25 protein-coding genes are annotated in these 26,883 nt (G+C 49.1%); 19 read left to right on the forward strand and 6 right to left on the reverse strand.

All coding sequences use genetic code 11. The annotated features are described in order from the left end of the window. Positions 1–16: 16 nt before the first annotated feature. Entirely contained in the window at positions 17–961 is a 945-nt protein-coding gene (gshB, locus tag RYZ26_RS09910; RefSeq protein WP_317683043.1) for a glutathione synthase, read from the forward strand. Positions 962–1,052: 91 nt separating this feature from the next. Here gshB and RYZ26_RS09915 read toward each other — a convergent pair whose 3' ends face one another. Then, positions 1,053–1,625, reverse strand: coding sequence for a uracil-DNA glycosylase family protein (locus RYZ26_RS09915; RefSeq protein WP_317683044.1), 573 nt, complete (start codon positions 1,623–1,625; stop codon positions 1,053–1,055). Between the two features lie 186 nt (positions 1,626–1,811). Here RYZ26_RS09915 and RYZ26_RS09920 point away from each other — a divergent pair, with 186 nt between their 5' ends. The 7 genes from RYZ26_RS09920 to RYZ26_RS09950 all read left to right on the forward strand — a co-directional run bounded on the left by RYZ26_RS09920 (position 1,812) and on the right by RYZ26_RS09950 (position 7,057). Next, positions 1,812–2,210, forward strand: a complete 399-nt coding sequence (locus RYZ26_RS09920; protein ID WP_317683045.1) for a YbjN domain-containing protein — start codon at positions 1,812–1,814, stop codon at positions 2,208–2,210. Positions 2,211–2,224: 14 nt separating this feature from the next. Beyond that, the gene (locus tag RYZ26_RS09925; protein ID WP_317683046.1) at positions 2,225–2,959 is read left to right on the forward strand and encodes a PspA/IM30 family protein; all 735 of its coding nucleotides are present in this window, start codon (positions 2,225–2,227) and stop codon (positions 2,957–2,959) included. A 40-nt stretch (positions 2,960–2,999) separates the two neighbouring features. Continuing rightward, on the forward strand, positions 3,000–3,674 hold the full coding sequence (locus RYZ26_RS09930; protein ID WP_317683047.1) for a DUF4178 domain-containing protein: 675 nt from the start codon (positions 3,000–3,002) through the stop codon (positions 3,672–3,674). After that, positions 3,674–4,522, forward strand: coding sequence for a DUF350 domain-containing protein (locus tag RYZ26_RS09935; protein WP_317683048.1), 849 nt, complete (start codon positions 3,674–3,676; stop codon positions 4,520–4,522). Before RYZ26_RS09930 ends, RYZ26_RS09935 begins: the two co-directional genes overlap by 1 nt. Positions 4,523–4,530: 8 nt before the next feature. Continuing rightward, positions 4,531–5,139, forward strand: coding sequence for a hypothetical protein (locus tag RYZ26_RS09940; RefSeq protein WP_317683049.1), 609 nt, complete (start codon positions 4,531–4,533; stop codon positions 5,137–5,139). A gap of 66 nt (positions 5,140–5,205) precedes the next feature. Beyond that, positions 5,206–5,472: a hypothetical protein gene (locus tag RYZ26_RS09945; RefSeq protein ID WP_317683050.1), complete on the forward strand. Its 267-nt coding sequence runs from the start codon at positions 5,206–5,208 to the stop codon at positions 5,470–5,472. A gap of 7 nt (positions 5,473–5,479) precedes the next feature. Next, complete coding sequence (locus tag RYZ26_RS09950; RefSeq protein ID WP_317683051.1) at positions 5,480–7,057, forward strand: polyamine aminopropyltransferase; 1,578 nt, start codon at positions 5,480–5,482, stop codon at positions 7,055–7,057. 239 nt (positions 7,058–7,296) lie between these two features. On the opposite strand, the gene cobB is transcribed toward RYZ26_RS09950, so the two are convergent. Next, positions 7,297–8,022 carry a Sir2 family NAD+-dependent deacetylase gene (gene cobB / locus RYZ26_RS09955; RefSeq protein ID WP_317683052.1) on the reverse strand — a complete coding sequence of 242 codons (726 nt, stop codon included), beginning with the start codon at positions 8,020–8,022 and terminating at the stop codon, positions 7,297–7,299. A gap of 76 nt (positions 8,023–8,098) precedes the next feature. Here cobB and RYZ26_RS09960 point away from each other — a divergent pair, with 76 nt between their 5' ends. After that, positions 8,099–8,578 carry a low molecular weight protein-tyrosine-phosphatase gene (locus tag RYZ26_RS09960; RefSeq protein WP_317683053.1) on the forward strand — a complete coding sequence of 160 codons (480 nt, stop codon included), beginning with the start codon at positions 8,099–8,101 and terminating at the stop codon, positions 8,576–8,578. Here the strand turns inward: RYZ26_RS09960 and RYZ26_RS09965 are convergent. Next, a complete protein-coding gene (locus RYZ26_RS09965) occupies positions 8,575–10,809 on the reverse strand; it encodes a PAS-domain containing protein (RefSeq protein ID WP_317683054.1) in 2,235 nt (744 codons plus the stop codon). The genes RYZ26_RS09960 and RYZ26_RS09965 overlap by 4 nt on opposite strands. Before the next feature lie 140 nt (positions 10,810–10,949). Between RYZ26_RS09965 and RYZ26_RS09970 the strand changes: the two genes are divergently transcribed. After that, positions 10,950–11,942, forward strand: a complete 993-nt coding sequence (locus tag RYZ26_RS09970) for an adenosine kinase (protein WP_317683055.1) — start codon at positions 10,950–10,952, stop codon at positions 11,940–11,942. A gap of 60 nt (positions 11,943–12,002) precedes the next feature. Here the strand turns inward: RYZ26_RS09970 and RYZ26_RS09975 are convergent, their stop codons facing one another. Next, the gene (locus tag RYZ26_RS09975) at positions 12,003–13,451 is read right to left on the reverse strand and encodes a hypothetical protein (RefSeq protein ID WP_317683056.1); all 1,449 of its coding nucleotides are present in this window, start codon (positions 13,449–13,451) and stop codon (positions 12,003–12,005) included. 581 nt (positions 13,452–14,032) lie between these two features. Here RYZ26_RS09975 and RYZ26_RS09980 point away from each other — a divergent pair. Both RYZ26_RS09980 and typA read left to right on the forward strand, forming a co-directional pair. After that, a complete protein-coding gene (locus RYZ26_RS09980; RefSeq protein ID WP_317683057.1) occupies positions 14,033–14,935 on the forward strand; it encodes a formylglycine-generating enzyme family protein in 903 nt (300 codons plus the stop codon). 627 nt (positions 14,936–15,562) lie between these two features. Next, positions 15,563–17,386 carry a translational GTPase TypA gene (typA, locus tag RYZ26_RS09985; RefSeq protein WP_317683058.1) on the forward strand — a complete coding sequence of 608 codons (1,824 nt, stop codon included), beginning with the start codon at positions 15,563–15,565 and terminating at the stop codon, positions 17,384–17,386. Here the strand turns inward: typA and RYZ26_RS09990 are convergent. Continuing rightward, on the reverse strand, positions 17,383–19,071 hold the full coding sequence (locus RYZ26_RS09990) for an ATP-binding response regulator (protein ID WP_317683059.1): 1,689 nt from the start codon (positions 19,069–19,071) through the stop codon (positions 17,383–17,385). The two genes, typA and RYZ26_RS09990, sit on opposite strands and share 4 nt — an antisense overlap. 124 nt (positions 19,072–19,195) lie before the next feature. Here RYZ26_RS09990 and RYZ26_RS09995 point away from each other — a divergent pair, with 124 nt between their 5' ends. Then, positions 19,196–20,095 carry a DMT family transporter gene (locus tag RYZ26_RS09995; protein WP_317683060.1) on the forward strand — a complete coding sequence of 300 codons (900 nt, stop codon included), beginning with the start codon at positions 19,196–19,198 and terminating at the stop codon, positions 20,093–20,095. Here RYZ26_RS09995 and RYZ26_RS10000 read toward each other — a convergent pair. Beyond that, a complete protein-coding gene (locus RYZ26_RS10000) occupies positions 20,057–21,697 on the reverse strand; it encodes a glycosyltransferase family A protein (protein ID WP_317683061.1) in 1,641 nt (546 codons plus the stop codon). The two genes, RYZ26_RS09995 and RYZ26_RS10000, sit on opposite strands and share 39 nt — an antisense overlap. Positions 21,698–21,778: 81 nt before the next feature. On the opposite strand from RYZ26_RS10000, the gene RYZ26_RS10005 reads away from it, so the two are divergent. The 6 genes from RYZ26_RS10005 (at position 21,779) to RYZ26_RS10030 (ending at position 26,708) form a co-directional block, all read left to right on the forward strand. After that, on the forward strand, positions 21,779–22,546 hold the full coding sequence (locus tag RYZ26_RS10005; RefSeq protein ID WP_317683062.1) for a (Fe-S)-binding protein: 768 nt from the start codon (positions 21,779–21,781) through the stop codon (positions 22,544–22,546). Positions 22,547–22,549: 3 nt separating this feature from the next. Beyond that, positions 22,550–23,974: a LutB/LldF family L-lactate oxidation iron-sulfur protein gene (locus RYZ26_RS10010; protein WP_317683063.1), complete on the forward strand. Its 1,425-nt coding sequence runs from the start codon at positions 22,550–22,552 to the stop codon at positions 23,972–23,974. Then, on the forward strand, positions 23,971–24,645 hold the full coding sequence (locus tag RYZ26_RS10015) for a LutC/YkgG family protein (protein WP_317683064.1): 675 nt from the start codon (positions 23,971–23,973) through the stop codon (positions 24,643–24,645). The genes RYZ26_RS10010 and RYZ26_RS10015 overlap by 4 nt, the downstream gene beginning before the upstream one ends. After that, positions 24,638–25,225 (forward strand): Smr/MutS family protein, encoded by a 588-nt coding sequence (locus tag RYZ26_RS10020; protein WP_317683065.1) that lies wholly within the window; start codon positions 24,638–24,640, stop codon positions 25,223–25,225. Before RYZ26_RS10015 ends, RYZ26_RS10020 begins: the two co-directional genes overlap by 8 nt. 84 nt (positions 25,226–25,309) lie before the next feature. Continuing rightward, the gene (locus RYZ26_RS10025) at positions 25,310–25,672 is read left to right on the forward strand and encodes a helix-turn-helix domain-containing protein (RefSeq protein WP_317683066.1); all 363 of its coding nucleotides are present in this window, start codon (positions 25,310–25,312) and stop codon (positions 25,670–25,672) included. Positions 25,673–25,772: 100 nt separating this feature from the next. Further along, the gene (locus RYZ26_RS10030) at positions 25,773–26,708 is read left to right on the forward strand and encodes a hypothetical protein (protein WP_317683067.1); all 936 of its coding nucleotides are present in this window, start codon (positions 25,773–25,775) and stop codon (positions 26,706–26,708) included. Positions 26,709–26,883: the final 175 nt, after the last annotated feature.

The following is a 26,883-nucleotide window of genomic DNA, read 5'->3' on the forward strand; positions in this document are numbered from 1 at the left end:
ATTTTAAGGAACAGATATGTCGTTGCGCGTCGCTATTCAGATGGACCCGATTGAATCGATTGATATCAATGGGGACTCAACCTTCGTTATGGGGCTGGAAGCCCAAAGCCGTGGCTACAGTCTGTTCCATTACCTGCCACAAGATTTAACCATGGTCGATGGGCGTGTGGTCGCCAAGATGCGTCCCATGACCCTGAAGCGCGAAGAAGGTAATCATTTTACCCTGGGTGAGCCTGAATGGCTTGATCTGCGCGATGACGTGGATGTTGTCCTGATGCGTCAGGACCCGCCGTTTGATATGGCTTATATCACGGCAACGCACCTTTTGGAACATGTCCATCCCGACACCTTTGTGGTGAATGACCCAGCACAGGTGCGTAATGCGCCAGAAAAGCTGTTTGTCACCAAATATGCCGACCTGATGCCGCCGACCCTGATTACCAGCAATAAAGAACAGGTGGAGATGTTCCGCGAAAAGCACAAGGACATCATCGTTAAGCCCCTGTTTGGCAACGGCGGGGCGGGCGTGTTCCACCTGAAACCGGGTGATGAAAATCTCAATTCCCTGATTGAAATGTTTGAACTGCAATATCGTGAACCCATGATGGTGCAGGCTTATTTGTCTGATGTGCGCAAAGGCGACAAGCGCATTATTCTGGTGGATGGCAAGGCCGTTGGTGCGGTCAATCGTATTCCAGCAGAAGGTGAAGCACGTTCCAACATGCATGTGGGGGGACGCCCGGCACAATCTGATCTGACCGAACGCGAACAGGAAATTTGTGAACGCATCGGTCAGGACCTGAAAGACCGTGACCTGATTTTCGTCGGGATTGATGTGATCGGGGATTATATGACCGAGATCAACGTGACATCCCCGACGGGCCTGCAGGAAATCAACCGTTTTGACGGCACCTGCCTGGAAGCCGATATCTGGGATGCGATTGAACTGCGGGTTAAGTAGGTACATCTGTGCCCCGGCGTAAGGCCGGGGTCTTTCGTATGTAGAGTGCGGTGTTAAAGAGATTCCGGCCTGCGCCGGAACACAGATGTTGTTATAGCAACTCGTGCACCCGCTTCTTTAATTCCACAAAAACCTCTGTCTCAAGCCAGGGGTTTTTCTTTATCAGGTTGGTCACCCGCCAGCTGGGATGTGGCAGGACGAAAAAGCCCTGATCCAGATAGTCCTGCCAGTGATGGATGGTTTCTGTCATGGTTTTCTTTTTTGATTTCCTCAGATAATAATTCTGCGCATATGACCCGACCAGCAAAGTCAGTTCCACATTTTCCAGTTTTTTCAAAACTTTATCATGCCAGGCTGGCGCACATTCCGACCGGGGCGGCTTGTCCCCACCCTTTTCTACCTTACCCGGATAACAAAGTCCCATAGGCATGATGGCAATTTTGCTATCGTCATAAAAAGTGTCTTTATCCAGTCCTAGCCAGTCGCGCAAACGGTCGCCGGACGGATCATTCCAGGGAATGCCGCTTTCATGGACTTTGGTGCCCGGTGCTTGTCCGATGATCAGCAGGCGCGATGATTTTTGCGCACGAATGATGGGGCGCGGACCCAAGGGCAGGTCTTTGCAAAGGCTGCAGGCACGAATTTCAGTAAGTAGCTTTTCCATGGTGTTAAGAAAGCCAGAATTTTGGCCTAAGTAAAAGGACGAATTTGGCCCCTGTGTTATTTTCGCACCATCGGAAATTCTAATATTGAGGGATCATAATACTTTTGCATAAGAATGATTGACGGCTTGTTTTTTCAAATCTACTCTCTTTGCAAACACACGTTTAAATGTATCTGGGAGTAGATCGTGGACAACCATTTTGAAAAAGTGGAAAGCTATCTCAACGAGTTAGGCATTCTGATTGAAGAGAAAAACGAAGAAAAAACGCTGTTCGTTGTAAATGATGAAAACAGAGGTATTCATAACCTCATCATAGACTGTGAAGACGAACTGCTCGTTCTGGAACAGGTGATCTTTCAGGTGAACAGCAGCAATGCTGACACATTCTCCCGTTTGCTTCAAATGAACCGGGAATTGATCCACGGTGCATTTGCGTTGGATGAGGCCGGGAAAACTGTGTTGTTCCGCGATACGCTACAGCTTCAGAATCTGGATCTGAACGAACTGGAAGCTTCTATTAATGCATTGGCCCTGGGTCTTGCTGATTTTGCTGATGAACTCATCGGCTTTTCGAAACAGGATTAAGAGGGGGATTTGATATGAGCTTGTTAAAACGTCTTTTCACATGGGGTAAGTCCGAAGCCAACGCTGCATTGGATCAGATGGAAGATCCGGTCAAAATGGCAGAACAGGGTATTCGTGATCTCAAGAAAGATTTGTCCAATAGCCTGGAAAGTTTGGCAAAGGTAAAAGCCCAGGTGATCCGCGTACAAAAAGACAATCAGCGCCAGCGTGATACGGCGACTGACTATGAACAAAAAGCCATGATGTTGTTGTCACGCGTTCAGGACGGTGCGATTACGCCGGAAGAAGGTGACCGCCTGGCATCAGAAGCTTTGAAAAAACGCGATGCAGCGATTGAACGTGTCGGTACCCTGACGCAGGAAGCAGAAAAGCTGAATGCTATGACCGGGCAATTGGAAAATAACGTCCAGGCTTTGAAACAGCAAATCTCGTCCTGGGAAAACGAAGTTGCGACCCTGAAAGCCCGTGCCCAGGTGGGACAGGCGACCCGCAAGCTGAACGAACAGCTGGCCCAGGTTGACTCGTCCGGCACCATCGCCATGCTGGAACGTATGCGTGACAAAGTGACCGAAGAAGAAGCCTTGGCGGAAGCTTACGGTGAAATGGCGCAAGTGGAACGTTCTGTCGATATGGATATTGAAAAAGCACTGGCCGGCTCAAGTCCTGCGCAATCCGATGCGTTGGCTCAGCTGAAGGCCCGCATGGGGGCAGCTGAACCAATCGCTTTACCAAATAAAACCAATTCATAAGACCCGTATGTCTCTAAGGTATTGAAGGAACGGGATTTTTATGTCCTCAACATTTTTATTAGTCTTGATCATCATTGCGGTGATTGCCTTTATTGCGATCTGGATGGTGAATAGAAAATCAGCCCAGCAGGAAGCAAAACAGATTGCAGCGCGTGATATTGCGTTGCCGGATGGTCAGGATCATACGATCCTGAACTTGCGTAAAGACGGTGTGTTCAGCCTGCGTGCGTTTGGCAATGATATGGACGATCTAGACGTTCATGTGCTGGCGCGTCACCTCTATAGTGATGATGATTCTGAATGGTTTGAGCTGGAAGGCGAAGCAGGTGGACGTAAAGTCTGGCTGACGGTCTTTGATGATGACGAGCTTGAAATTTCCATCACGTTAGAGAAAAAGAAAATCGATGCGGTTGATGTGACCATGGATGAGCTTGAAACGTATGCACGCAAGCAGGATAAGGGTAAATCCGCCAAACGGCCAAAATTTGACTATGAAGGGCGCACCTATAAGCTTGATTGCTATGATGAGGCGCTTTTCCATAAAAATTCTGTGCGCAGCAGTCGGGAAAGATATGAATATTGGGAATTTGAATCAGATGACGAAACACGCGCCATCAGCGTTGAAAAATGGTCTGATGGATCGGTTGAAGTCCATGTTTCCCAAACTGTAAATGAAAATCAGATTACGGTCTTCTCTGTATCAGGGGGCGCATAATGAACTGGATGGAAATCGCAACTTATGTCGGACAGGTTGCCGCATTTGTTGGTGTCTATGGCGTCATCTTTCTTGCCGGCAAACTGTTTAAAGACATTCTGACCCCCTATAGCTTGCTGGAACAGCAGGTTAAAAAAGACAATCCGGCTGTGGGTGTGTCGGTTGCGGGCTATTTCTTTGCGACCGCTATTATTTTTGTGGGTGTCCTAAGCGGGCCGAGCAATGGGTTTATCGACGATATTCTGACAGTAGCGAAATACAGTGTTTTGGGGTTGGTTTTTTTGAACCTGTCGCGCATTTGTCTGGATAAACTGATTTTTCCGAAATTTTGTGACAATACGGAAATTACGGAAGAACAAAATATCGCGCTTGGAACCGTGCGCGGGTGTGCCTATATCGCAACCGGGCTGATTGCTGCCGGAAGTCTGAATGGCCAGGGTGGTGATATTTTCACGGCTTGCGCTTTCTTTGTTTTAGGGCAGGCGGTTCTTCTTGTTTTCTCGCGGTTTTATGACTGGATTACCCCTTATTGCCTGCATCAGGAAATTGATGATCGCAATCTGTCTGCCGGGATTGCCTTTGGTGGGATGTTGATTGCGTTGGGCATCATCATCGGACGTGCGGTCATGGGGAATTTCTATGGCTGGACAGAAAACCTGCTGATCTTTGCTGAAATGGCCGTTGCCGGGATTATCTTGTTGTTTGTGGTGCGCTGGATCATGGATCGTCTGATCCTGACCGGGCATGACCTTAATGAAGAAATCTCCAAAGATAAAAATGTTGCGGCGGGTTTTGCAGAAATGAGCATTGCCGTCAGTTTCGCCCTTGTTTTGGCTGCATTGGTGTGAGGTGAGAAATGGCAACTGAGTATGAATCCGGCATCGAATACGGTGAAAGAATTCAGTGGAATTACGTCACACTGTTGATCATTGGCTTTTCCCTTCTTTATTTGATCGCGGCCTTTTATTTCTCATTGGCAGAAGAAAGTCGCAAATATACGGTTGGACCAGGGTCTCCAACGGTTCTGGTTGAAATTAAGAAAGAAAATCAATCAGTTGGAATAGAACTGAGCAAGCCCTATCTCGACAATTACTGGTCGTATATCGAAGTGGAGATCGTAGATGACCAAAATAAAGTCGCAGGTTCGTTTGGCATGAATTTCTATCATGAATCCGGATATGATTCAGATGGCGGTTGGCAAGAATCCAGATTGCAAGCAAAAACGCATTATGTCTTTCAAAATAAAGGGAAATATCGATTACGTTTTAAAGAGCAAAAGGCATCAACCTATAGAAAAGTCAGTGGTTTTTCCCCCATTCAGTCTTTGAAAGTTGAAATATCTACATATCGTGGAAGTGATATTCCTTTTATGATTTGGGGCGTTATTTTGCTGGTGGTTGGTATTATTGTGAATGAAATTCGCAACTGGACACTGTGTAGAGTGTTTGGCGCACTGTTTGACTGATTCGGAGATCAAAAATGCCAATACACTCTTCTCAAGCAGACAAGTCTTTTGCGAAAAGGTGCTCTTATGAATAGAAAAACAAAAATTACACTGATCTGTACAGGGGCAGCGCTCTCGGTTTTATTTGCTTTCCTGTTAATCCCTTCCTCACAGGGAGGCGGGTATAACACAGTGGGGTCCAGATCATATGGCGGTTCTGGTTTCAGTTATTACAATTTTGGATATTCCGGCAATTCGACAGGCGTAACCGTCTTTAAAGATGGCGCAAGTGTCAGAAATGGCAGTGTCGGCGGTCCAAAACATTCGGGACGGGGCCTTTCCGGCGGTAAGTAATCCCTAAATGAACGCTTTTTCAAGTGATGAGATGCAAAATAAGGAAAAATCACGTGATATTTTCGCGTTGATTTATGCTGTCTTTGTCGCAGGCCTTTGTTCTATTGTTTATGAATTGCTGATTGCGACCACGGTTTCCTATTTTCAGGGGGATGCAATCAAATATTTCTCCATCACCATTGGTCTTTATATGGCGGCCATGGGGGCGGGGGCCTATTTGTCGAAATTTGTGCGCGGCAATTTATTTGCAACCCTGATTGGAGCGGAAACGCTTCTAGGGTTTCTTGGTGCCTTTTCTATCCCTGCGCTCTATCTGTTTTTCTCCCACGCCAACGATCTGTTTTTGCCTGCTTATTATGTGCTGACGCTGGTTATTGGCTTTCTGATCGGCCTGGAAATTCCTTTTTTAACCCGGCTTCTGGAACGCTATGACAATCTGCGTATCTCTATCGCTCATGTGTTGTCGCTGGATTATTTCGGTGCCCTGATCGCCACCATTGCCTTCCCGCTGGTTCTGCTGCCGTTTTTCGGCACCTTTAAAAGCGGTCTCTTTTTCGGTCTGATGAATATGACCATCGGGCTCGTGTTGCTCTGGCAGTTTGGCGACAAGGTTGGGCGCAAAAACAAAAAGGTTTTTCGCAGTCTTTCTATCCTGATCGCGGCTTCCATCGCGGTGTCGTTTTATCTGTCTCAGGATCTGTTGAAAAAATGGAATGAGACGGTTTATGACGGACGCATCATCTATAGTGAACGCACGCGCTATCAGCAGATTATCCTTAATCAATATCGCCATGACTTAAGGCTTTATTTGGACGGGAACCTCCAGTTTTCCTCGCTGGATGAATATCGCTATCACGAAGCGCTGGTTCATGTCCCTATGGCTGAATTGAAGGTACGCGGGCTTGAGCGAACCAATGTCCTGTTCCTGGGTGGTGGCGATGGTCTGGGGGTGCGTGAAGCGCTGAAGCATGATACGGTTTCCACCATCACCCTGGTAGATCTCGACCCGGCGGTGACAAAACTTGCAACCGAAAACACCCATGTGACGCGTTTGAATGAAAATAGCTTGACCCGCGATAACAGGGTCAGGGTGCTGAATAAAGATGCCTTCACTTTCCTGAAAGACCGCCGCCAGCTTTATGACCTGATTGTCATTGATTTGCCTGATCCCAACAATACGGAACTCGCCCGTCTTTATACGCAAGAATTCTATCGTCTCGCCAAGTCAAACCTGTCAGAAGACGGCGTTCTCGTCACCCAGTCCACCAGCCCGTTTTATGCCCGCAAGGCTTTTTGGGGGATTAAGGCGTCATTGGCGGCCGAATTCGATACTACCCTACCCTATCACGCCTCTGTCCCCTCCTTCGGTGACTGGGGCTTCATGATGGCCAGCAGACGTGATATCGATCCTGCTGTTCTTGGACAAAATTTGCCCGATGGTCTGAAATTCCTGTCTGCCAAATTGGTCCCCGGCCTGTTCGTCTTTCCTGATGACCTGATGCAGACAAATGTCGAACCCAGCACGCTCGATCGCCCGGTTATTTTGGATTATTACCTTGAAGGCTGGAAATACTGGGGGCGTTAAGCGTCTTTTGGATAAAAGTTAAATCTGTTATGATCCATTTATGACAGTTGGAGATTTGGCATCAGTTTTAGGACTATTGATTGCACTGTGGATTAGTATGAATCCGTGGAAGGTGCTTCAGTATGCCTTTTTAAAAAAAGCTGAAGTGCAAATATATTGTTTGCATTCATATATTTTAAAAAACACTTAAATGTTTCCAATTTGGAAAATTAGAGTTTTAAAATGTAGCCCTAAGCGGTTTACTTCCCTAATAACTTCTCCACATATGTCCGCACAACCTCGCTTGCAGGACCATAAATCGTTTCCTCAAATAGTGTTGCGCCTTCGGAAGGATCGAGGTTGAGTTCAACGGTGTGGCAGTCGCCCATTTGGCGGACAGCCTGGACGAAACCAGCTGCTGGATAGACGTTGCCGGATGTTCCGATGGACATGAAAAGGTCGGCGTCTTCCAGGGCTTCGTAAATTTCTTCCATCTGCAGCGGGATTTCGCCGAACCAGACGACGTGGGGGCGCAGGGTTCCGGTTTGGCTGCAGGCGGGGCACGGATCACCGGGGTCCAAATTTTCTTCCCAATGTAAAATCTCTCCACAATGATTGCAGCGGATTTTCATCAGTTCGCCATGCATATGGATGATGTTTTTATTGCCTGCGGCTTCGTGCAGATTGTCGATATTTTGCGTAACGATCAGCACGCGCCCGGGCCATTCTCTTTCCAGCCTTGCCAAAGCCAGATGTCCAGGGTTGGGTTCGGGTTTGTCTTCGACCAGCTGGGCACGCCGGGCGTTATAGAAATCCTGCACCATCTTCGGATTGCGCTGGAAGCCTTCGGGTGTTGCGACATCTTCAAGATCGACCTGATCCCAGATCCCGCCTTTGCAGCGAAAGGTATCCAGTCCGGATTCCCGTGAAATGCCAGCCCCTGTCAGGATAACGATTGTGCCTTCTGGATCGATATGTATGTTCATGGTTGCACCTGTAATCATTTCCTTCCATAGTAGCCTGCAAACACGATAAAAAAACAAAAAAAGGAAGGGAGGACTTATGGTCAAAGTGCTGTTTGTCTGTCTTGGCAACATTTGTCGTTCACCCAGTGCAGAGGGTGTCTTTCGTGATCTGGTCGAAAAAAAGGGCCTGAAATCAGAAATTATTGCAGATTCAGCGGGTACCAGTGACTGGCATGTGGGCGGTCCGCCTGATGAACGCGCGACTAAAGCGGCTTCTATTCGCGGGGTTGATATTTCAACCCTGAAAGCCCGTCAGGTCACGCCTAAAGATTTTATCCAGTTTGACTATGTTCTGGCGATGGATCGATCCAACTATGCCAAACTTCAGCAGATGTGCCCGGACGGCTATGAAGACCGTCTGCATATGTTCCTGACATTTTATGCCGACAGCCCCGAAGAAGAAGTGCCGGACCCTTATTATGGGGGACCTGCGGGCTTTGATTATGTACTTGATCTGATTGAAGAAGCCTCTGTCGGCCTGATCAAGGATATTGAAACGGGATATCTGGGTCGTTAACAGACCATATTTCGTCCACGGGATTTGGCTTGATAAAGCGCTTTGTCTGCGCGCTTGATCAGGTCTTCCACCCGATCATCCAGCACGGTGTCGTAAATGCCGACCCCAATGGAAACTGTAATGGTGACCGGTTCGCCGTGGTCATCTTCCAGCGTCATTTTTTCAACAGACTGGCGGATACGTTCAGCCAGAACGAATGCGCCGTCGCGTCCGGTTTCTGGCATAAAGATACAGAACTCTTCCCCGCCCATACGGCCCATAATATCGATATTTCGTAACGCTTCTTCACAGGTTTTGGTAAATTTCTTCAAAACCTGATCGCCAACGCCGTGACCGTAATTATCGTTGATGGATTTAAAGTGATCCACATCCAGCAACAGGATAGACAGGGAATGTCCGGTGCGTTCACACCGTTTGATTTCCCGCGATAAAAGCGATGTGAAATGACGTCGATTGTTGGTTTCGGTCAACACATCCGTATTGGCCATCTGGCGCAGGCGAACGGCCATGCGTTTATGTTCGGTGATATCCACATAAGTGGTGATAAAACCAACGGATTTTCCGTCAATGGTCAGGGGCTTGCCGATCACTTCCAGCGTGCGGCCATCCGGGCGGGTACGTTCAAAGTGATGGGGCTCAAACTTTAGAGAGGCCTGAACGCGCATCTGTACCTGCTGTTCTGGATCACCTGGTCCATATTCGCCGCGTTCTGCGTTATATCGGATCAGATCTTCGTATCGCATAACTGGTTTCATCAGATGGTCCGGCAGTTCCAGCAGGCTGAAAAAGGCCTTGTTCCAGAAGATGATATCCAGGTTTTCATCAATAACCGTCACCCCCTGATCCAGATTTTGCAACAAGGCCTGAAGGTAGGAGGCATTGCGCTTGGCTTTGTCTTCCGCCATTTTGCGATCGGTGATATCGGTGTAGGTGGTGACAAAGGCATTTTCCAGCCATTTGCCACGCACTTCCAGCACTGTGCCATTGGGGCGGGTGCGTTCAAACACATGGTCTTGTTTCTGCGAGATTTTTTCAAGAGCCTCGCGGGTCAATCGATCCGGGTCGCCCGGTCCATATTCCCCGCGATCTGCATTGTATTTCAGCAGCTGTTTCATGTTGGGCAGGCCATTTCGGAAATATTCCGGTGGGAAATCCAGCAAGTCCTTCAGCTTTTCATTACAGATCAGCATTTGCAGGTCATCTTCAAACAGGGTCACGCCACTGGGCAGGTTTTCCACAATGGTCTGCAGCCGAGTATTATCCTGACGCCGCTTGTAGATCATGTAAGAAGCTACAAACAGAATAAAGACGATTGAGGCAATCAGCACGCCCGTGGTAATTGCTGTATTCTGAATTTTGCGCACAGAACTGATCATCATAATCGACCAGTCGGGCCCTTCTAGATTTGCTTGATTAAAGAGATATTTTTTGTTGGAAATCGTGATAGATGTCGCGTCTTTTAGCTCCCCTTTCACCGTTTTCAGGTTTAAAGGCGTGATGCGGGCGATGGGATATTGTTTGGTACGTGCGATATAAAGTCGGTTTTTAGCCGAAATGGTACCGAGGGATTTAAGCGTGAAATTCTCGTTGGAGCTAAAGAAAATCACCCCTTTGTTGTCAGCGATGGCAAAATCGCTATGTTGGTTATTGGTCAGATTGCGCAACTGATCAAAATCGATCTTGGCAACCACCACGCCCAACAGTTTCTTGTCACTGTAAATCGCGCGGGAAATGTAATAGCCAAGCTTGTTTGATGTTATGCCAATGGCGACAAATTCACCTTTTTCTTCTTCCATGGCCTGGGTGAAATAGGGACGAAAGGCGTAATTTTTACCAATGAAAGTTTTTTCTTTTTCATAATTGCTGGCGGCAATGGTCAAGCCATTGGTATCCATAACAAAAATATCGGATGTCTTTAGCTTGTCATTGGTGTGTTTCAAAAACTGGTTGGCTTCAAACAGGGTGGCGTTATTGTTTTTTTCCAACAAAACCGTTTCCAATAATGGATGGTGGGCGAGCATATCGCTGACCAGCCCGACCTTATCCAGCTCGCCTTCCAGATAGCTTTTAAAAAGTTCTGCTTTTTCTGCGAGATGCTGCTGAAATTCCCGTGTGGTGGATTTTTGGGATGCATTTGCCCCTAGCCATCCTACCAGCAGTAAAATGGCACTTGCGACAGCCAGAACCAACCAATGTCTGGCATTTGATGATATGTAGTTTTTCTCAGCCATTATTCCCCGGTACTGGCTTCTTTTTACCAATGATACGCGTTCCGGGATTTGAGACAACTTAAAAAACGTCAATTATGCTTGTTGTCTGAAACAATCTCCCTATACTCGCGCGTAAATTTCGAATTCTTGGAGAAGTAAATATGTCGGATATAGATTTTGACGTTATCGGTATCGGCAACGCGATTGTGGATGTCCTAAGCCATTCTGATGATGCGTTTTTAACGGAACATGGCCTGACCAAAGGCTCTATGGCATTGATTGATGCCTCTCAAGCCGACAGACTTTACGACCAGATGGGCCCCGGTGTGGAATGTTCCGGCGGATCTGCGGCCAACACGATTGCGTGTCTGGCAAATCTGGGATCAAAATCTGCCTTTATCGGCAAGGTCAAAGACGATGGTCTGGGGAAAATCTTTGCCCATGACATCAAGGCAGCTGGCGTTGATTTCTCTTCCAAACTGTCCACAAGTGGTCCAAGCACAGCGCGTTGTCTGATTTTGGTGACAGATGATGCCCAACGTACCATGAACACTTTCCTGGGTGCCTGTGTGAACCTGACACCGGATGATATTGACCCTGATTATATCGCGCGTGGTGCGGTGACATATCTTGAAGGCTACCTGTGGGACCCGGATCACGCCAAGGAAGCTTTCCTGAAAGCCTCTATGGCGGCGCATAAGGCAGACCGTCAGGTTTCACTTAGCCTGTCTGATGCTTTCTGTGTGGATCGTCACCGTAAATCTTTCCAGGATCTGGTGGAACATCACGTGGATATTCTGTTCGCCAATGAAGATGAGATCATGTCCCTTTACGAAGTGGATACGTTTGATGCGGCCCTTCAGTGTGTGCGTGACAAATGTTCTGTCGCGGCGCTTACACGGGGTGACAAAGGCTCTGTTGTGATTGCAGGCAATGAAATCCATGTGGTGGATTGTGAACCTGTGGAAAAAGTTGTCGATACAACGGGTGCCGGCGATGCTTATGCGGCAGGGTTCCTGTTTGGTTACACCAAGAATTTCGACATGGGCACCTGTGCACGTCTTGGTTCCATCTGTTCTGCTGAAATTATCAGCCATTATGGGGCGCGTCCCGAAGCGGACCTTGCAGACCTGGCCGGGAAAGCACTGTCGTAAGGCAAAATGAATTAAAAAAGCCCTCCTGGACCGAGACTGTCCAGGGGGGCTTTTTGTGTTTTAGCTATAGAGTTCCTGCCAGTTTTTTTCAGCGCAAAACAGACCAAGTAGAAAACACAGGGGCTCGCCAATTAAGCGCACCATCATGCCACCAAAATGTCCGCGATCTCGTGCTCCCATCAAATAGGCGATTTCCTTGGCGCGCCATGTGGCAAAAGGCTGGATCAAACGGGTCAGCAATCGGTTTTTGCGCATTTTTCTGACCAGCGGAATGGCCCAGAGGTGATACCCGCGAACCGTAACTGGCGACAGGCAGCGTTTGGTAAAGGCCACATCCAGTTTATAAAGATCGTCTGCCATCAGCCCCTGGGCATGAAGTTCGGTACAGATGACCCGTTGTCCGGCTGCACCACTTGCACCCATGGCCCCGGAGGCCGCGCTTCCACCATTGGCTGACAGGTCCTGCATATTCTGAAAGTTTGAATAGTCCTGATACATATTCAAACCGGTATTGGCGAGACTGAGGGCACCGCCCAGTTTATCACCACCCTGAAACTGTTGGGCCGCATCAAAGCCACCGGACAAAGCATCGGCTGAATTGATCCCTTTATAGGTCGGGGCAAATTCGCGGAAAGACTGGGAGACATCGGACAAACCGCCCAAAACCTCCCCATCTGCGATATCGGCAAATCCATCGCCCAGGTCATTTTCATCAATCTGCGGCGCAGGCTTTGGTGGGGTGATCTGTGGGGCTTTGATGTCGTCTGTGGTGGCGGGTTGCGCGGCTTGCATGGCAAGAAGGGGCGTTTCATCCAGGGCCTGAAGGCGTTGCTTTTCCAGTCTTCTATAGACGTCTGATTGCTCTTTATTCATGGTTTGTTCTTTTAAAAGACCGACGGGGAAAGCCGTTTCACCGCGTGTCGTTTTCTTTTCAGATGCTGCCAATGTCCCGCCACCGGGAAGCGGAACGTTTTTGGCTTTTTTGGCCAGACGGGCGCGTTGTTCCAGGTCTTTCAAACGGGCTTTGGCATCGGGTTTTTTATCCTGGCTTGCCTGCACAAAAGACGGTGTATCACCAAACAAAGCCGCCATATTTGCCGGACGTTTCGGGGTTGGGGGTTGAACCATTTTTCGCGTGTCATCAAATTGCGCGATACCTGGCAGAGCCTGTTTGTACCAATCCTGAACAACCTGTTGGGTGGCTTCTTTTTGTGGAGTATTGGGGTTGCGGATCAGGGCAGTTTGCAGGGCTTTGACATCGTCGTGATGCAATGCTTCTGCTACCAGGGGAATATGCGTGCCTTCCGCTTCAACCATTTGCGCTGCCTGAACCTGCTGGTTTAAATTTGTGGCCTGTTCGATGGTTTGAGAGTCCAGGTCCTGCAGCATGTCATTTCCACTGCCGCCGATGAGGGGACCGTCGGGTTGTTCCAGTTGTGCACCCTGATTGTGTAAAGGCTCTTGTGATTCACGGATTTCATGGAATTGTTTGCGTTCGTCATCGGTCATATCATGTTCGGCAAAGCTTCCGGCATTAATAGGAAGCCTGCCGATTCTTTTGAGTATCTTTTCCGGATATAGATCTTTTAGTTGTTTTCCTGTCCCAACTTTATCCAGAATATGATTTACGAAAGTGACACAGTTGTTAGATAGTAAGCTGTAATCGCTGGGGTTCTGGATTTCGTTTTCAATGAGGGCAATGGCACGAAATGCTTGATGTTTTGTGACAGGAATAGTTGGAGAAATTTTTGGTAGGCGGATTCTGTTACGTCGTTCATATCTGTTTGGCCTTCTTGGAATAGAATGCGGCATATTTGAATCATCTTTGATGACGCCAGCACCTGAGAGGGCTTTTAGGCTATTTTTAGGGTATTTTCCAGCAATGGGTATTGTACCAAGAAATTTTCCGTCTGGTCCTTTTATACCAATAGCAAAGTGGCCCGTCTTTGATGTCGGGTCAGCAAATATGTGAATCTGATAATCCTTTTGGGGATTGTTCATGTGTTTGTCCTTTCATTCGGGATCAAAGGGTTCCATGGTTGATGGGTTCTCTTTCAAGGGAACCGGACTTGAAGGAAAAGTAGGAAAAGATGAAGTTTTTTGGTTTGGTGTTTTTGGCGTTCTTGCTGTCGTTTTCAAAAGGTCACAGCAAAGATTTATCACCCGGCACGGTCTTTAGAGACTGTCCGGATTGTCCTGAAATGGTGGTTATTCCATCCGGGTCTTTCATGATGGGGGCAGAAGAAAATGAAGACACTAAACGGGATGCAGCAAAGGGCAGCTATTATATTTACAAGTCGGAACATTCAGTTGCACCTGTTCATAAGGTGACGATTGCAAAATCCTTTGCGATGGCGCGGTTTGAGTTGACTATTGAAGATTGGGAGAAATGCTACGCCGCAGGTGTTTGCTATTTTGGGGGAAGTCAGCCACGTTATCTTCGGGAGAAATGGGCGATAGGAAAGGGCAGTGGACGTTATCCGCAACAAGGTCAATCTTTAGAAATGGCAAATATGTATGTGCAATGGTTATCTGAAAAGACAGGTCATACATACCGTATTCCGACATCCGCGGAATGGGAGTTTGCAGCGCGTGCAGGTACGACAACGCCTTATTGGTGGGGGACGGAGCCGGATTATGATAAAGCCGTTACAGCTTATGACCTGTATATTAAATTTCTTTTTTGGCGTTTGGATAAAGAACGTATCCCCCGCTTGAGAGTCGTGGGGACGCGTGCGCCAAATCCCTTTGGTCTTTATGATATGTTGGGTAATTTAGCGGAATGGACGCAGGATTGTGATCATGATTCCTATGAAGGGGCCCCGAGTGATGGCTCTGCTTGGTTTGAGGGGAACTGTGATCGCCGTGTTTTGAGAGGGGCGCACTATTTGACGGATTTAAAATCTTTCACCTTTGTATCTGCAATTGATACACAAAATTTTGATGTGGGTTTAAGTACGACAGGTATTCGTCTGGTAAGGGAACTTGAATAGATTCAGGTAATTTCCAACAATTGAGCGCTTCTTAGTCAAGGGAGTTAGATTTGCCATTTTTGGATTTCCTTTTTAGAAATTCAATGAGAAAATAAAGAATAAATACGGCAATGAACGTCTCATTGGCGTAGGCGTGACCAACAAGAGAGATGATAATCACAGACGACAGGCATAGAAATAATGGCAATAGCCAAAAGTTCCATAAGATTAATCTGAAAAATGTAACGACTGATTTCATTGTGACCTCTGACCATATTGTAGTCGCCAATATGAACGAGTTAGAGGGTTAATTTATTCTTTTTTGCACATTGGTGAAATTTATTTACGCAATGGGTGAATGATTTGTTCCATTCACGTTTTTACAGGTGCAAAAAACAAGGCACATGAATTGACTGAACAGCTTTCCGGGAAAGCAGCACTACAAAAATATGAACCTGTATAAGGGTAAGGAGAGGTCAAGACACAGTTCTGCTGTTGACTGGGGGGCGACTGTAACGAAAATTTCTGCAGAAGTCAAGGATATTAATCCTGTATTCATTTTATGTTCTGAATATCAAGGCTTGCTGTTTTTCCAGATCAGCGTATAGTCCGCCCAAATTCAATGACCCCCTTTTCAGGATACGACAGATGGAACTTCGCAATATTGCGATTATCGCACACGTTGACCATGGTAAAACGACACTGGTTGACGAACTTATGAAACAGAGTGGCCAATTCCGCGACAACCAGAAGGTTGAAGAACGTGTGATGGATAGCGGCGATATCGAGAAAGAGCGTGGCATCACCATTCTGGCGAAATGTACCTCTGTTGAGTGGAAAGATGTGCGCATCAATATCGTGGATACCCCGGGTCACGCTGATTTTGGCGGTGAGGTTGAGCGCATCCTGTCTATGGTTGATGGTGTGGTTCTGTTGGTTGATGCAGCTGAAGGTCCGATGCCACAGACCAAGTTCGTAACAGGTAAAGCATTGAAGCTGGGTCTGAAGCCCATCGTTGTTGTGAACAAGGCTGACCGTCCTGATGCCCGTCCATATGAAGTGCAGGATGAATGTTTTGACCTGTTTACAGCGCTTGAAGCCGATGATGACCAGCTGGATTTCCCGACATTGTTTGCCTCTGGCAAAAACGGCTGGGCTGCAGAAACACCGGACGGGGAACGTTCCGATCTGACACCTCTGTTTGATCTGATCCTGGAACATGTTCAGGAACCCGTCTGTGAAATGGACAAGCCGTTCTCCATGCTGGCGACAACATTGGAATCCGATCCGTTTTTGGGTCGCATCCTGACAGGTCGTGTGCAAACCGGGACGTTTAAAGTCAACCAGCAACTTAAAGCCATGTCTGTTGAAGGCGAAACCATCGAACAGGCACGTATCACCAAGCTGCTGTCTTTCCGTGGTGTGGACCGTGTGCCGGTTGAAGAAGCCCACGCCGGTGACATCGTTGCCGTTGCGGGTCTGACCAAGGCGAACGTGGCTGACACATTGTGTGCACCGGAACTGGATGTGCCATTGAAAGCACAGCCAATTGATCCGCCAACCCTTGCCATGACATTCTCTGTCAACGATTCACCGCTTGCAGGTCAGGAAGGTTCCAAAGTCACCTCGCGTATGATCCGTGATCGTCTGTTGGCTGAGGCTGAGGGCAACGTTGCTATTACGGTCAAGGAAACTGAAAACGCTGACAGCTTTGAAGTTGCCGGTCGTGGTGAATTGCAGTTGGGTGTGATCATCGAAACCATGCGCCGCGAAGGCTTTGAGCTGGGTATTTCACGTCCACGCGTTCTGATCCAGGAAGACCCGGAAACAGGTGACAAGCTGGAACCGTTTGAAGAAGTCCAGATTGATGTGGATGAAGAATTCTCCGGTATCGTGGTGGAAAGTCTGTCCATCCGTAAAGGTAAAATGACAGAAATGCGTCCATCCGGTGGTGGCAAGACTCGTCTGACCTTCCATGCACCTGCGCGTGGCCTGATCGGGTATCACGGGGAATTCTTAACCGAAACACGTGGTACCGGCATTATGGCGCGTACTTTCCACCACTTTGGCCCGTATGCCGGTGATATCCCCGGGCGTCGCAACGGTGTTTTGATTTCCATGGTTGATGGCGCGGCTGTTGGTTATGCATTGGCGAACCTTGAAGGCCGTGGCCCGTTGTTCGTTAGCCCGCAGACTAAGATTTACCAAGGGATGATCATCGGTGAACACGCGAAGGGTACGGACCTGGAAGTCAACGCCATGAAGGCGAAACAACTGACCAACCACCGTGCGTCCGGCAAGGATGATGCCATCCGTTTGACTCCGCCACGTCCGATCACACTGGAAGATGCGATTGCCTATATTCAGGATGATGAACTGGTTGAAGTTACGCCGGATAACATCCGTTTACGCAAATATCACCTGGACCCGCATGTGCGTAAACGTGCCGAGAAAAAACCGGGTGGCGTTTAAGACGTAATCATTTCCTGAATGGTCTGTCGGAACTCTTTGGGGTCCGGCGGGCTGGGGATGAGTTTGCAGTTGGTCTGTGTGGCCTCGATAATTTTTTCGGGGCTAAAATCAGAAATCATCATCAGTGTCGGGGCCTGTGTTTTCCAGGTCCCGCATAGGATATTGCTGGCTTCAAGCCCGGTCAGCCCGTTGGGGAAATCCTGCGCCGTGATCAACAGGTTGGGCATGATGCGCAAAGACTGGGCTTCTTCGGTGGACTGAAAGGCCAGCACCCGATATCCCCATTCGCGGATTTGCACGGCCGTTTCATCCAAAATCGTACTGTTGGGTTCCAGCAAAACCACCAGATGAGTTTTGCGGTTGCTGACCCGTGGGGTTTTTGTGTCTTTTGTTTCTGCTTCAACCTGACTAAGCGGGACTTCCAGATAAAAGGCAGATCCTTTACCTACTTCGGAATTAACGCTGATGGTCAGATCAAGGGCGCACGACAGGCCATCAGCAATGGAAAGCCCAAGTCCCTGCCCGTTTGCAGGTTGGCGCCCCGGGTTATCCAACTGGTTAAACTGACTGAAAATATCGCGAAATTTTTCAGGCGCAATGCCGGGGCCGTCATCAATAACCTGAATGATGACCTTGTCTTTTTGCCGCTTACACCCCACCAGCACACGCCCTTTTTCCGTATGCTGGACCGCATTTGATACCAGATTGCCAATGATGCGTTGTAAGAAAACCGGATCACAATGGACATTCAGGCTGCAAGGCATGACCTTCAGGCGGATACCTTTTTCCAGAGCACGGGGTTGGTAGGTCTGGGCGATATGTTCCAACAGGTTGGTTAGCGGAATTTTGGCAAGGCTAGGCTTTAACGTGCCTGATTCAATTTTGGAAATATCCAACAGGGCATTCAGCAGACGGGACAATCCGTCTACTGATGTATCGGCTGCGCGGATGGAATGAACGGCGGATTTGACCTCTTCCTTGGTTGGATTGTCCTTTCCGGTTAAGCGGGCAAGGGCGGCGGCCAGTGACATGGTGATGGCATGTAAGGGCTGGCGCAGATCATGGCTGGCGGTGGCGAGAAAGGTTGATTTCGCTTTGGAGGTATCATGGGCCACGAAGCTCAGTTCAATTTTGTCGCCCATCAGTTTGGAAAAGGTTTTGGCAAGGCCAAAGAGATAGGCCGCATAAAGCAGACCGATCAATCCAAGCACGGTGCCTTCAAAGCCAAAGAACAACCAGGTCAGACACATGGGAATGAGCAGCAGGACCATGGAAATCAGCCACAAACGGAAGATACTGCCAATGGCATGAAGCTGCGCGGTTGGCGCAGTGGAAAGAAAGACAGAGATAATCACACGGTCCATGGCGTCGATATGGGGGAAAGACAGGATGGGCAGTACGCCCCACATGACGGATGAGGGAATGACGCTGATATAAATCCACTTTTCCCAATATTTAAAAGCGTCGTTTGGTTTGGCCTTTTGATAGCGTTGCGCGGTGAAAGCGCGCAGGAATTGGGTACCTAAGAACAGCGCAAGCCAGATACTCAAGACAGGCGTGGACATATGATCGCTCAGCATCAGCGCGATCATCAGGCCTGCACAGACGGAAAAGACCGATGTGGGGATCGATCCCTTATAGGCTTGATCAAGCAGTTCCCTGTAGGTTTCAGCGCGCCAGTTCATTCTATTCCATTGTTATGTTTTTCTTTGCAGTCTGCATGAGTTTTTAGAACGGTGCAATATTCTTGACCCTGTGGTTCATTTTTGGCAAATGTATCGTCCCCCAACAATTTCGAGATTTTTGACTATGAGCCGTCTTCGCGCCAATTTCCTTTTGCTGATCGTTGCCTTTATCTGGGGCACCGCTTTTGTTGCTCAGCAAACCGGGATGGACAGTGTGGGTCCTTTTACCTTTACGGGTCTGCGTTTTGTTTTAGGTGCCTTGGTGGTGCTGCCTTTTGGCCTGCGGGAACTGGCGCGTCATAAGGCTTCGGGTGGGACAATCGCTACGAAAGACTGGATCGGCATGGGGCTGTGTGGGGTTTTTCTTTATAGCGGATCGGTCTCTCAACAGATCGGGCTGGAATATACCTCTGTTACCAATGCAGGCTTTTTCACCGGGCTTTATGTGCCGCTGGTACCGCTGATCATGCTGGTGTTCTGGCGCAAATTGCCGCATTGGAGCATTTGGCCAGCTGCTTTTGGCTGTATGGTTGGCACTTACTATTTGTCCGGCGGTAGTTTCAGTGCGCTGAATAAGGGCGATCTGTGGGTAATTGCGGGTTCTGTCTTCTGGGCCTTGCAAGTGATCGTCATTGGTTTTGTGGTCAAATCCACCCAGACCCCGGTGTTTGTTGCTGCCATTCAGTTTGCCTGTTGCGCCGTGATCGGAATGACGGGGGCTTTGAGCATGGAAACCATGACCATGGATGGCATTTTGGGGGCAGGGCCAGAACTGCTTTATGCCGGAATTCTTTCTATCGGGGTGGCTTTTACCTTGCAGGCCGTCGCCCAACGCCATACGCCACAGGCGGATGCCGCCATTATTATGAGTGGGGAAATCGTTTTTGCCGCTATTGCAGGCGCCATCATCCAGGGGGACCGTCTGACCACAGAAGGCTATATCGGCTGTGTGGTGATGTTTGGCTGTATTCTGGCGGTGGAACTGTTACCGCTTCTGCGTAAGCGAAAGCCGCTTGCGTCGTGATGCCATATCAGCGTTGATCCAGTGATGACCCAGATACATGGTTCGTAACGGATGCATAGGGTCATCTACGTTCATGACGTAATCAACGCTGACTTCATTTGTGGGTACACCTTTGGCTTTGCTTGCCAGAAAATGAAAGACCCGACGGTCTGCTGACATTTTTTCTTCATCATTTTCAATGGGTTTTGTCCAGAGCGGCAGAACATTAATGCAGGATTTTACGTTGACCATCAAACAATTGGGGTCAACAAAACCACGCATCTTATAGGCATAGAGCCCTTTGTCTGGTCCAATGGATTCCCAATGATCCGGGGTGACCTCGGTTTGGCCATCGGGATGGACGAACATGCGGGTGGTATAGGCATAATGATGGTCTTTGATGGCTTTGGTCAGACACGACAAATGGTTCTTTCGCCACCAGTTATCATCATCCAGATAGGTCACATAAGGCGTATGGGCCATCAGGCTTAGGATCGAACGTAATGCTCCGCCGTCATGGGCTTCATGCACCCCACCGTGCCGGGTGGAGGTGGAATAGCCCGGATCACACAAGATCAGTCCCATATTGTCCGGCAAGCCTTTTTCCAAATCGTGAGGCCAGGTCCCGTTATCCAGACCGATCAAAATTTGCACGCGTCCCGGATAATCTTGCTGATAGATCGAACGGACAGCGCGTTTCAGATTGTCCCGGCCAATGGTGGGGATGATGACAGCACAGTCAAACAGGTGGCTGTGATCCCCAAAAATCTGCCAGGATCCAGCGGTTTTAACTTTGCTTTTTGTATGGGGCACTGCGTCTGCTGCCGGTTTCCAGCTTGGATAGTTTTCAGGGCCTGTCGGGATGTTTTTACCTTTGATGTAATCCAGCCGGGCCTGATGGTTCGAATCGCTTGTTTTAATTGTGTAATGGCAGGTGACTTGCTTGCTTGTGCCATAACGGTTTTCTTTGGAAAGAACGTCAAAAAAATGCCGATCTGCCCCGCGTCCATCTTTAAAGGCAAGGGACCAGGCGGCAAGATGATGGGCACAGGCGATTGTGTCGATCATCAGGCAATTTGTGTCTACAAAGCCATTGAAATTGTTGGCAAAGACGCCTTCGCCTGGACCAACCGATTCCCAACGGTCCGGGCAGATGACCTTGCCTGTATTTTCGTCCACAAACCATCGATAAGAAAAGGCCCAGTCTTTACCGTCTAGGGCTGTATGCAGGCTGGAAAGATGATTGGGGGCAAACCAGTTGTCGTCATCCAGATAACAAAGCGCACGTGCATTGGCCACGAAGCTTAAGGTGCTGCGCAGAGTGCCACCGCCAAAGATATGATGCAGCCCGCCATGTTTTGTGTTTGTGGAATAACCGGGCCAGAAAAGGGTGACGGTCATATGGTCGGGGCGTTCTTTGAGAATCTCTTTAAAATTAAAATTTCGTTCCGGATGATCAATCCCGATCAGGATTTGCACGCGTCCGTTAAAATCCTGTGTAAAAACAGACCGTAACGCTACGGCCAGAGAGGGGCGCAGCAGGGTTGGGATGATGACAGCAATATCAAAGGGGGACTGGATATCCTGCCCATCGCTGTAATATGTCTTCAGGTCTGCCTTCATGACGATATACGTACCAACGCATGAGATAGTAAGTATTTACAGGTACTTGTGTAATGGATTTAACGGCATCATACTACCGTTATGTCTGGAAATGAAAAAAATGTCGGCTTGTTTGTAACCTGTCTGGTAGATCTCTTTCGCCCGACCGTTGCCTTTGCAGCCGTGAAGTTGATGAGTGAGGCAGGCTGTTCCATCTGTGTGCCGGAACGTCAAACCTGTTGTGGCCAGCCCGCTTTTAATTCTGGCGACAAACCGAATGCGCGTAAAATGGCGCAGATGGTGATCGAAGAATTTGAAGGCTTTGATTATGTGGTTGCCCCCAGCGGGTCCTGCGGTGCCATGATCAAGGAACACTACCCCGAACTGTTTTCAGAAGACCCTGACTGGCACAAACGCGCCCTTGATCTGTCTAGAAAAACTTATGAACTGCTTTCTTTCCTGACCGATGTCTGTGGTGTGAAAGAGGTGGAAGCCGCCCTGGACCGCAAAGTCACTTACCACGATAGCTGTTCGGGCCTGCGCGAGTTAGGGATTAAGGATCAGCCGCGCAAACTGATGAAATCCGTTGACGGCCTTGAAATTGTCGAAGGTGAAAATGCTGAACGTTGTTGTGGGTTTGGTGGCACCTTCTGTCTGAAATATTCCGACATTTCCACCCGAATTACCGATGATAAATGTGATGATATTGTCAAAACGGGCGCTGATATGGTGGTGGGCGGTGATTTGGGCTGCCTGATGAATATCGCCGGGCGTATGACGCGTCGCGGCGAAACTGTAGAAGTTCGCCATGTGGCAGAAGTTCTGGCCGGGATGACCGATGAGGTCGCCCCGATTTCAAGAGGGGAGTAAGTCATGGAGCTGAATTCCCATAATTTCAAAAAGAATGCAGCCAAAGCGCTGGAAGATGATGATCTTCAGGCCTCCCTCGCCAAGCTCGGCACAGGTTTTCCGCTAAAACGGCTGGCCGCAGCAGCCCGTTTGCCGGAATTTGAAGATTTGCGTGATCAGGCGCGTGACATCAAGGATCATACGCTGCGTCATCTGGATTTCTATCTGGAACGGTTTGAAGCCAAGGTGCAGGAAACAGGCGGCAAGGTTCATTGGGCGCGCGACATCCAGATGGGCCGGGAATTGGTCTATAACATCTGTAAATCTGTGGATGCCAAGACGGTGACCAAGGGTAAATCCATGATCGGCGAAGAAATGGCGATCAATGAATACCTTGAAGAAAAAGGATTAATTCCGGTTGAAACGGACCTGGGTGAATATATCATCCAGCTGAGGAATGAGCCGCCCAGCCATATCATTGCACCTGCGATACATTTGCGAAAATCCCACGTGGAAGAAGCTTTTCGCAAAACCCACACCGACCTGCCCAAAGACCGCGTCCTGGACGAGCCGGAAGATCTTTTAAAAGAAGCCCGGACCATGTTGCGCAAGGAATTTATTGCCGCTGATGTGGGCATAACCGGGGCGAATTTCATGATTGCGGAGACAGGTTCTACCGTTATTGTGACCAACGAAGGCAATGGGGATTTGACCCAGACTCTGCCGCGCGTTCATATTGTTTTGTGTTCCATCGAAAAGGTGGTGCCCAATCTGGATGACTGCGCAACCTTGCTGCGCGTTCTGGCGCGTTCAGCCACGGGGCAGGAACAATCGGTCTATACAACTTTTTCCACAGGTCCGGCCAAAGAAAATGATCCGGATGGGCCAGAAGAATTTCATGTGGTGATTCTGGATAATGGCCGTTCACGCATGCTGGGTCATGAAACCCATGACATGCTGCGTTGTATCCGTTGTTCGGCCTGTATCAACCACTGCCCGGTCTATCAGTCTGTGGGCGGTCATGCCTATGGATCGATTTATCCGGGGCCGATGGGATCAGTTCTCACCCCTGCCCTTCATGGCTTGGATAAAGCATGTGATTTGCCCAATGCCTCGACCATGTGCGGTAAATGTGAAGAAGTCTGTCCTGTGCGTATCCCCCTGCCCCGCATGCTGCGCTCCTGGCGAGAAAAACAATGGGAAGACGGACCTGTTCCGGTTATGCAACGATGGTTGATGAGCTGGTGGGCCTATTGGGCTTTGCGCCCCAAGGCGTACCATTTTGCCGCCAAGCTTAAAATCCGTGTGATGGGGATGCTGGGGCGCAAGAACGGGCATTTCAAATCTCTGCCTGCGACCAAAGCCTGGACGAAATCACGCGATTTCCCGGCACCGGAAGGCAAGACTTTCCAACAGCTCTGGTCCGAAAAAGGGGGGCGCAGATCATGAGTTCACGTGATTATATCCTGGGGCGTGTGCGTTGGTCTTTGGGCCGCGGGGCGTTTGAGCGCGATGATTGCGACACATTGGAAGCGCGCCTGTCTTCACCCAAAAGCAACCTGATCCCAAAACGGGGGCAAGGTGAATTAAAGGCGCAGATCAGCCTGTTTGTCAAAATGGCAAAAGAAGTCAACACCACGGTCTCGCGCATCAAGTCCATCGACAATGTCCCCAATGGGGTGGCGAAATATCTGAAAAGTCATGAGTTGGACAAAGCCGTGCGGCTCGCCGATCATGAAGAATTACAAAAAATGGACTGGTCGAAACTGGATGTCACCACCGGGCCGAGCGCAGGCGATGATTTGGTGGCGGTGGTGATGGCCTATGCCGGGGTGGCAGAAACCGGGTCGTTGGCGTTAAAATCTGGACCCAACAGCCCAACCACGCTTAATTTCTTGCCGGACTACCATATTGTTGTGCTAAAAGCCTCTGATCTTGTTGGTGATTATGAAGCAGTTTATGGTCGCATGCGCCGCGAAAGTAATTCAGAAGACTTTATGCCGCGTGCGTTAAACTGGGTCACGGGTCCATCACGCACGGCTGATATCGAACAGACCTTGCTGTTGGGGGCCCATGGGCCGCGTAAGCTGCATATTCTGTTGGTAGAGGACGATGGCTAAGCCCCCGAAATATCAGGAAAAACGCGAAAAAAGACGCCGGGGTCTCAGCGTCGGGGAAACCCAGCTGTGGAAAAAGGTAACCGATGAGGTCAACCCGCTGCCCGGTCGCACCGTTGATATGGACGGTGCAGACCCCATGCCCGAACCCGTTGCCACCCGGCCTTTTCCTGATACGGCCAAGCCTTTGTCTTTTCATCGATCAGATGAATCCTGGAAAAAATTCCATGCGTTGGAACATGGCAAGGCAGCCGGGGTGGATAAACGCACGCTGGATAAGTTGCGCCGGGGTAAAATGCCCATGGAAGGTCGTCTTGACCTGCATGGCTTGACCCAGGATCAGGCACACACGGCTTTGATGCGGTTTATCGATAATGCCTTTGCCCATGGTAAACGTTGCGTATCCGTAATTACGGGGAAAGGCACGCGATTGAGCGGTGAAATCGGTGTGCTGCGTCAAATGGTACCCCATTGGCTGAACCAGCCGCATCTGCGATCCAAAATCATTGCTTTTACCTATGCGCCCAAGTCTGAAGGGGGTGAAGGCGCGCTCTATATTCTGCTAAAACGTTGGCGGACTTGAAGAATATTTCAAAGAAAAAGCTGGTATCTGGGCACCGCATATATTATCACAGAGCACAGAAATTAACTGAAACCTGTATAATTTATGACTCCTTTTGGCGAAAAAGTCCGTGAATTACGCAAATCCCGCGGCATCACGATGAAACAGATGGCGAAAGACCTGGAAGTGTCTTCGGCCTATTTGTCTGCGCTGGAACATGGCAAGCGCGGCAAGCCCGGCCCCGGGTTTGTGATGCAGGTGGCAGGCTATTTCCATCTGATCTGGGATGATGCAGAAGAATTGAAAGACCTGGCAGCCCTATCGCACCCGCGCATCGTGGTGGATACGGTGGATAAATCCGCCAATGCGACGCTTCTCGCCAACCTGTTGTCGCGCCGGATCAACCGCCTGGACGAAGAAACCATCTCTGATTTGATTGCGCGTATTGAAGAAACCATTCCAGGGTAATAAGATAACTCTCTTTGCGTCATTCCGGCGAAGGCCGGAATCTGGTGGACAAAGATTCCGCACCAATGGTGGAATGACAGAGTTAAGGGAAGGACAAAAAATGAAGCGTTTGGTTTTGGGTGTGGCGTTGAGCGCCTTGGCATTTTCAGCACAGGCACAGGATAGTCGCTATTCCACCTGGTCTGACCCCAATAAACCCGCCGTTCACTCCAACCAGCAGATGGAAAAATTGCTGGATGAGCTGAATGTTCTTGTCAAAAAAGCCAGAGACGCACGCGCGGCGGATCCCAATTTCCTGAAAGACCTTGAAGGTCTGGTTGCGAAGTATGGCGCTGTGTCCGTGTCAACAGCTGTGCAAAGCCTGATTTTTAAAGATGATTTCAGTGACGGGGATTATACCCGCAATCCAATCTGGAAAGTCGCAAGTGGTAAATATTGGGTGGAAGCGGGCTATGGGTTGCGATCCTTTGTGGAAGCAACAGCTGCTGCCGAAACGCAACCACAGCAGCGCAAATTATCCAAGGAAGAAAAGATTATCGGCGGGATCATCGGGATTCTGGGTGGCAAAATTGAAACGCAGCCCCAACCCCAACAACAGGCCCCGGCAACAACCGTGACGCCTGCGACCATTTATACCGCAGAAAAAATCAATAATGCTTTTAAGGTGCGTGTGGATTTATCCAGTTGGAAAACCGGTGGGCAATTTGAATTCGGCCCTTATCAGGGCAGTAAAATCGATACGGGCTATAAGCTGGTCTATCGTCCGGGCAAAACCCCTGCCCTGCAGCTTTATCGCAACTACACCAGCTCTTCTAAAGTGGTGGCCAGTGCAAATACGCTTTCTTTGGAAGATCAGAAATATCATGATCTGGTTTGGGAGCGTGACACATCGGGTCAAATGACGGTCACTGTCGATGGCAAACGCCTGATCCAGACCCGTGATACAGGTTTCCGTGATGATTTTTCCGGCTTCATGATGCGTAACTCTGGTGGTGACTACATCATCAAATCCATTGAAGTTTCGGGCCGTCGTTAATCGGCTTGTTCGGTCGCTTCTGCTTTGGCTGCTTTATTCCGCAAATGCGCTTTATAGCCTTTATGAAGTGTGCGCATGACCGTCTGTGGAGTAGCCCCCATTTGGACCGGACACCCTGACATAGCCTAAGGAGGCTTAAGGCTATGCCTTAAGCATATGCTTATGTCTTATGAAA

Source organism: Terasakiella sediminum, assembly GCF_033100395.1.
Taxonomy (GTDB): domain Bacteria; phylum Pseudomonadota; class Alphaproteobacteria; order Rhodospirillales; family Terasakiellaceae; genus Terasakiella.

Coding starts and splice junctions, on each gene's coding strand:
- RYZ26_RS09945 (WP_317683050.1), top strand. CDS start 5,206: ATGAATAGAAAAACAAAAATTACACTGATCTGTACAGGGGCAGCGCTC.
- RYZ26_RS10010 (WP_317683063.1), top strand. CDS start 22,550: ATGGAGCTGAATTCCCATAATTTCAAAAAGAATGCAGCCAAAGCGCTG.
- RYZ26_RS09980 (WP_317683057.1), top strand. CDS start 14,033: ATGAAGTTTTTTGGTTTGGTGTTTTTGGCGTTCTTGCTGTCGTTTTCA.
- RYZ26_RS09925 (WP_317683046.1), top strand. CDS start 2,225: ATGAGCTTGTTAAAACGTCTTTTCACATGGGGTAAGTCCGAAGCCAAC.
- RYZ26_RS09915 (WP_317683044.1), bottom strand. CDS start 1,625: ATGGAAAAGCTACTTACTGAAATTCGTGCCTGCAGCCTTTGCAAAGAC.
- typA (WP_317683058.1), top strand. CDS start 15,563: ATGGAACTTCGCAATATTGCGATTATCGCACACGTTGACCATGGTAAA.
- RYZ26_RS10030 (WP_317683067.1), top strand. CDS start 25,773: ATGAAGCGTTTGGTTTTGGGTGTGGCGTTGAGCGCCTTGGCATTTTCA.
- RYZ26_RS10005 (WP_317683062.1), top strand. CDS start 21,779: ATGTCTGGAAATGAAAAAAATGTCGGCTTGTTTGTAACCTGTCTGGTA.
- RYZ26_RS10015 (WP_317683064.1), top strand. CDS start 23,971: ATGAGTTCACGTGATTATATCCTGGGGCGTGTGCGTTGGTCTTTGGGC.
- RYZ26_RS10020 (WP_317683065.1), top strand. CDS start 24,638: ATGGCTAAGCCCCCGAAATATCAGGAAAAACGCGAAAAAAGACGCCGG.
- cobB (WP_317683052.1), bottom strand. CDS start 8,022: ATGAACATACATATCGATCCAGAAGGCACAATCGTTATCCTGACAGGG.
- RYZ26_RS09965 (WP_317683054.1), bottom strand. CDS start 10,809: ATGGCTGAGAAAAACTACATATCATCAAATGCCAGACATTGGTTGGTT.
- RYZ26_RS09930 (WP_317683047.1), top strand. CDS start 3,000: ATGTCCTCAACATTTTTATTAGTCTTGATCATCATTGCGGTGATTGCC.
- RYZ26_RS09940 (WP_317683049.1), top strand. CDS start 4,531: ATGGCAACTGAGTATGAATCCGGCATCGAATACGGTGAAAGAATTCAG.
- RYZ26_RS10000 (WP_317683061.1), bottom strand. CDS start 21,697: ATGAAGGCAGACCTGAAGACATATTACAGCGATGGGCAGGATATCCAG.
- RYZ26_RS10025 (WP_317683066.1), top strand. CDS start 25,310: ATGACTCCTTTTGGCGAAAAAGTCCGTGAATTACGCAAATCCCGCGGC.
- RYZ26_RS09970 (WP_317683055.1), top strand. CDS start 10,950: ATGTCGGATATAGATTTTGACGTTATCGGTATCGGCAACGCGATTGTG.
- RYZ26_RS09990 (WP_317683059.1), bottom strand. CDS start 19,071: ATGAACTGGCGCGCTGAAACCTACAGGGAACTGCTTGATCAAGCCTAT.
- RYZ26_RS09935 (WP_317683048.1), top strand. CDS start 3,674: ATGAACTGGATGGAAATCGCAACTTATGTCGGACAGGTTGCCGCATTT.
- RYZ26_RS09960 (WP_317683053.1), top strand. CDS start 8,099: ATGGTCAAAGTGCTGTTTGTCTGTCTTGGCAACATTTGTCGTTCACCC.
- gshB (WP_317683043.1), top strand. CDS start 17: ATGTCGTTGCGCGTCGCTATTCAGATGGACCCGATTGAATCGATTGAT.
- RYZ26_RS09995 (WP_317683060.1), top strand. CDS start 19,196: ATGAGCCGTCTTCGCGCCAATTTCCTTTTGCTGATCGTTGCCTTTATC.
- RYZ26_RS09950 (WP_317683051.1), top strand. CDS start 5,480: ATGAACGCTTTTTCAAGTGATGAGATGCAAAATAAGGAAAAATCACGT.
- RYZ26_RS09975 (WP_317683056.1), bottom strand. CDS start 13,451: ATGACCGATGACGAACGCAAACAATTCCATGAAATCCGTGAATCACAA.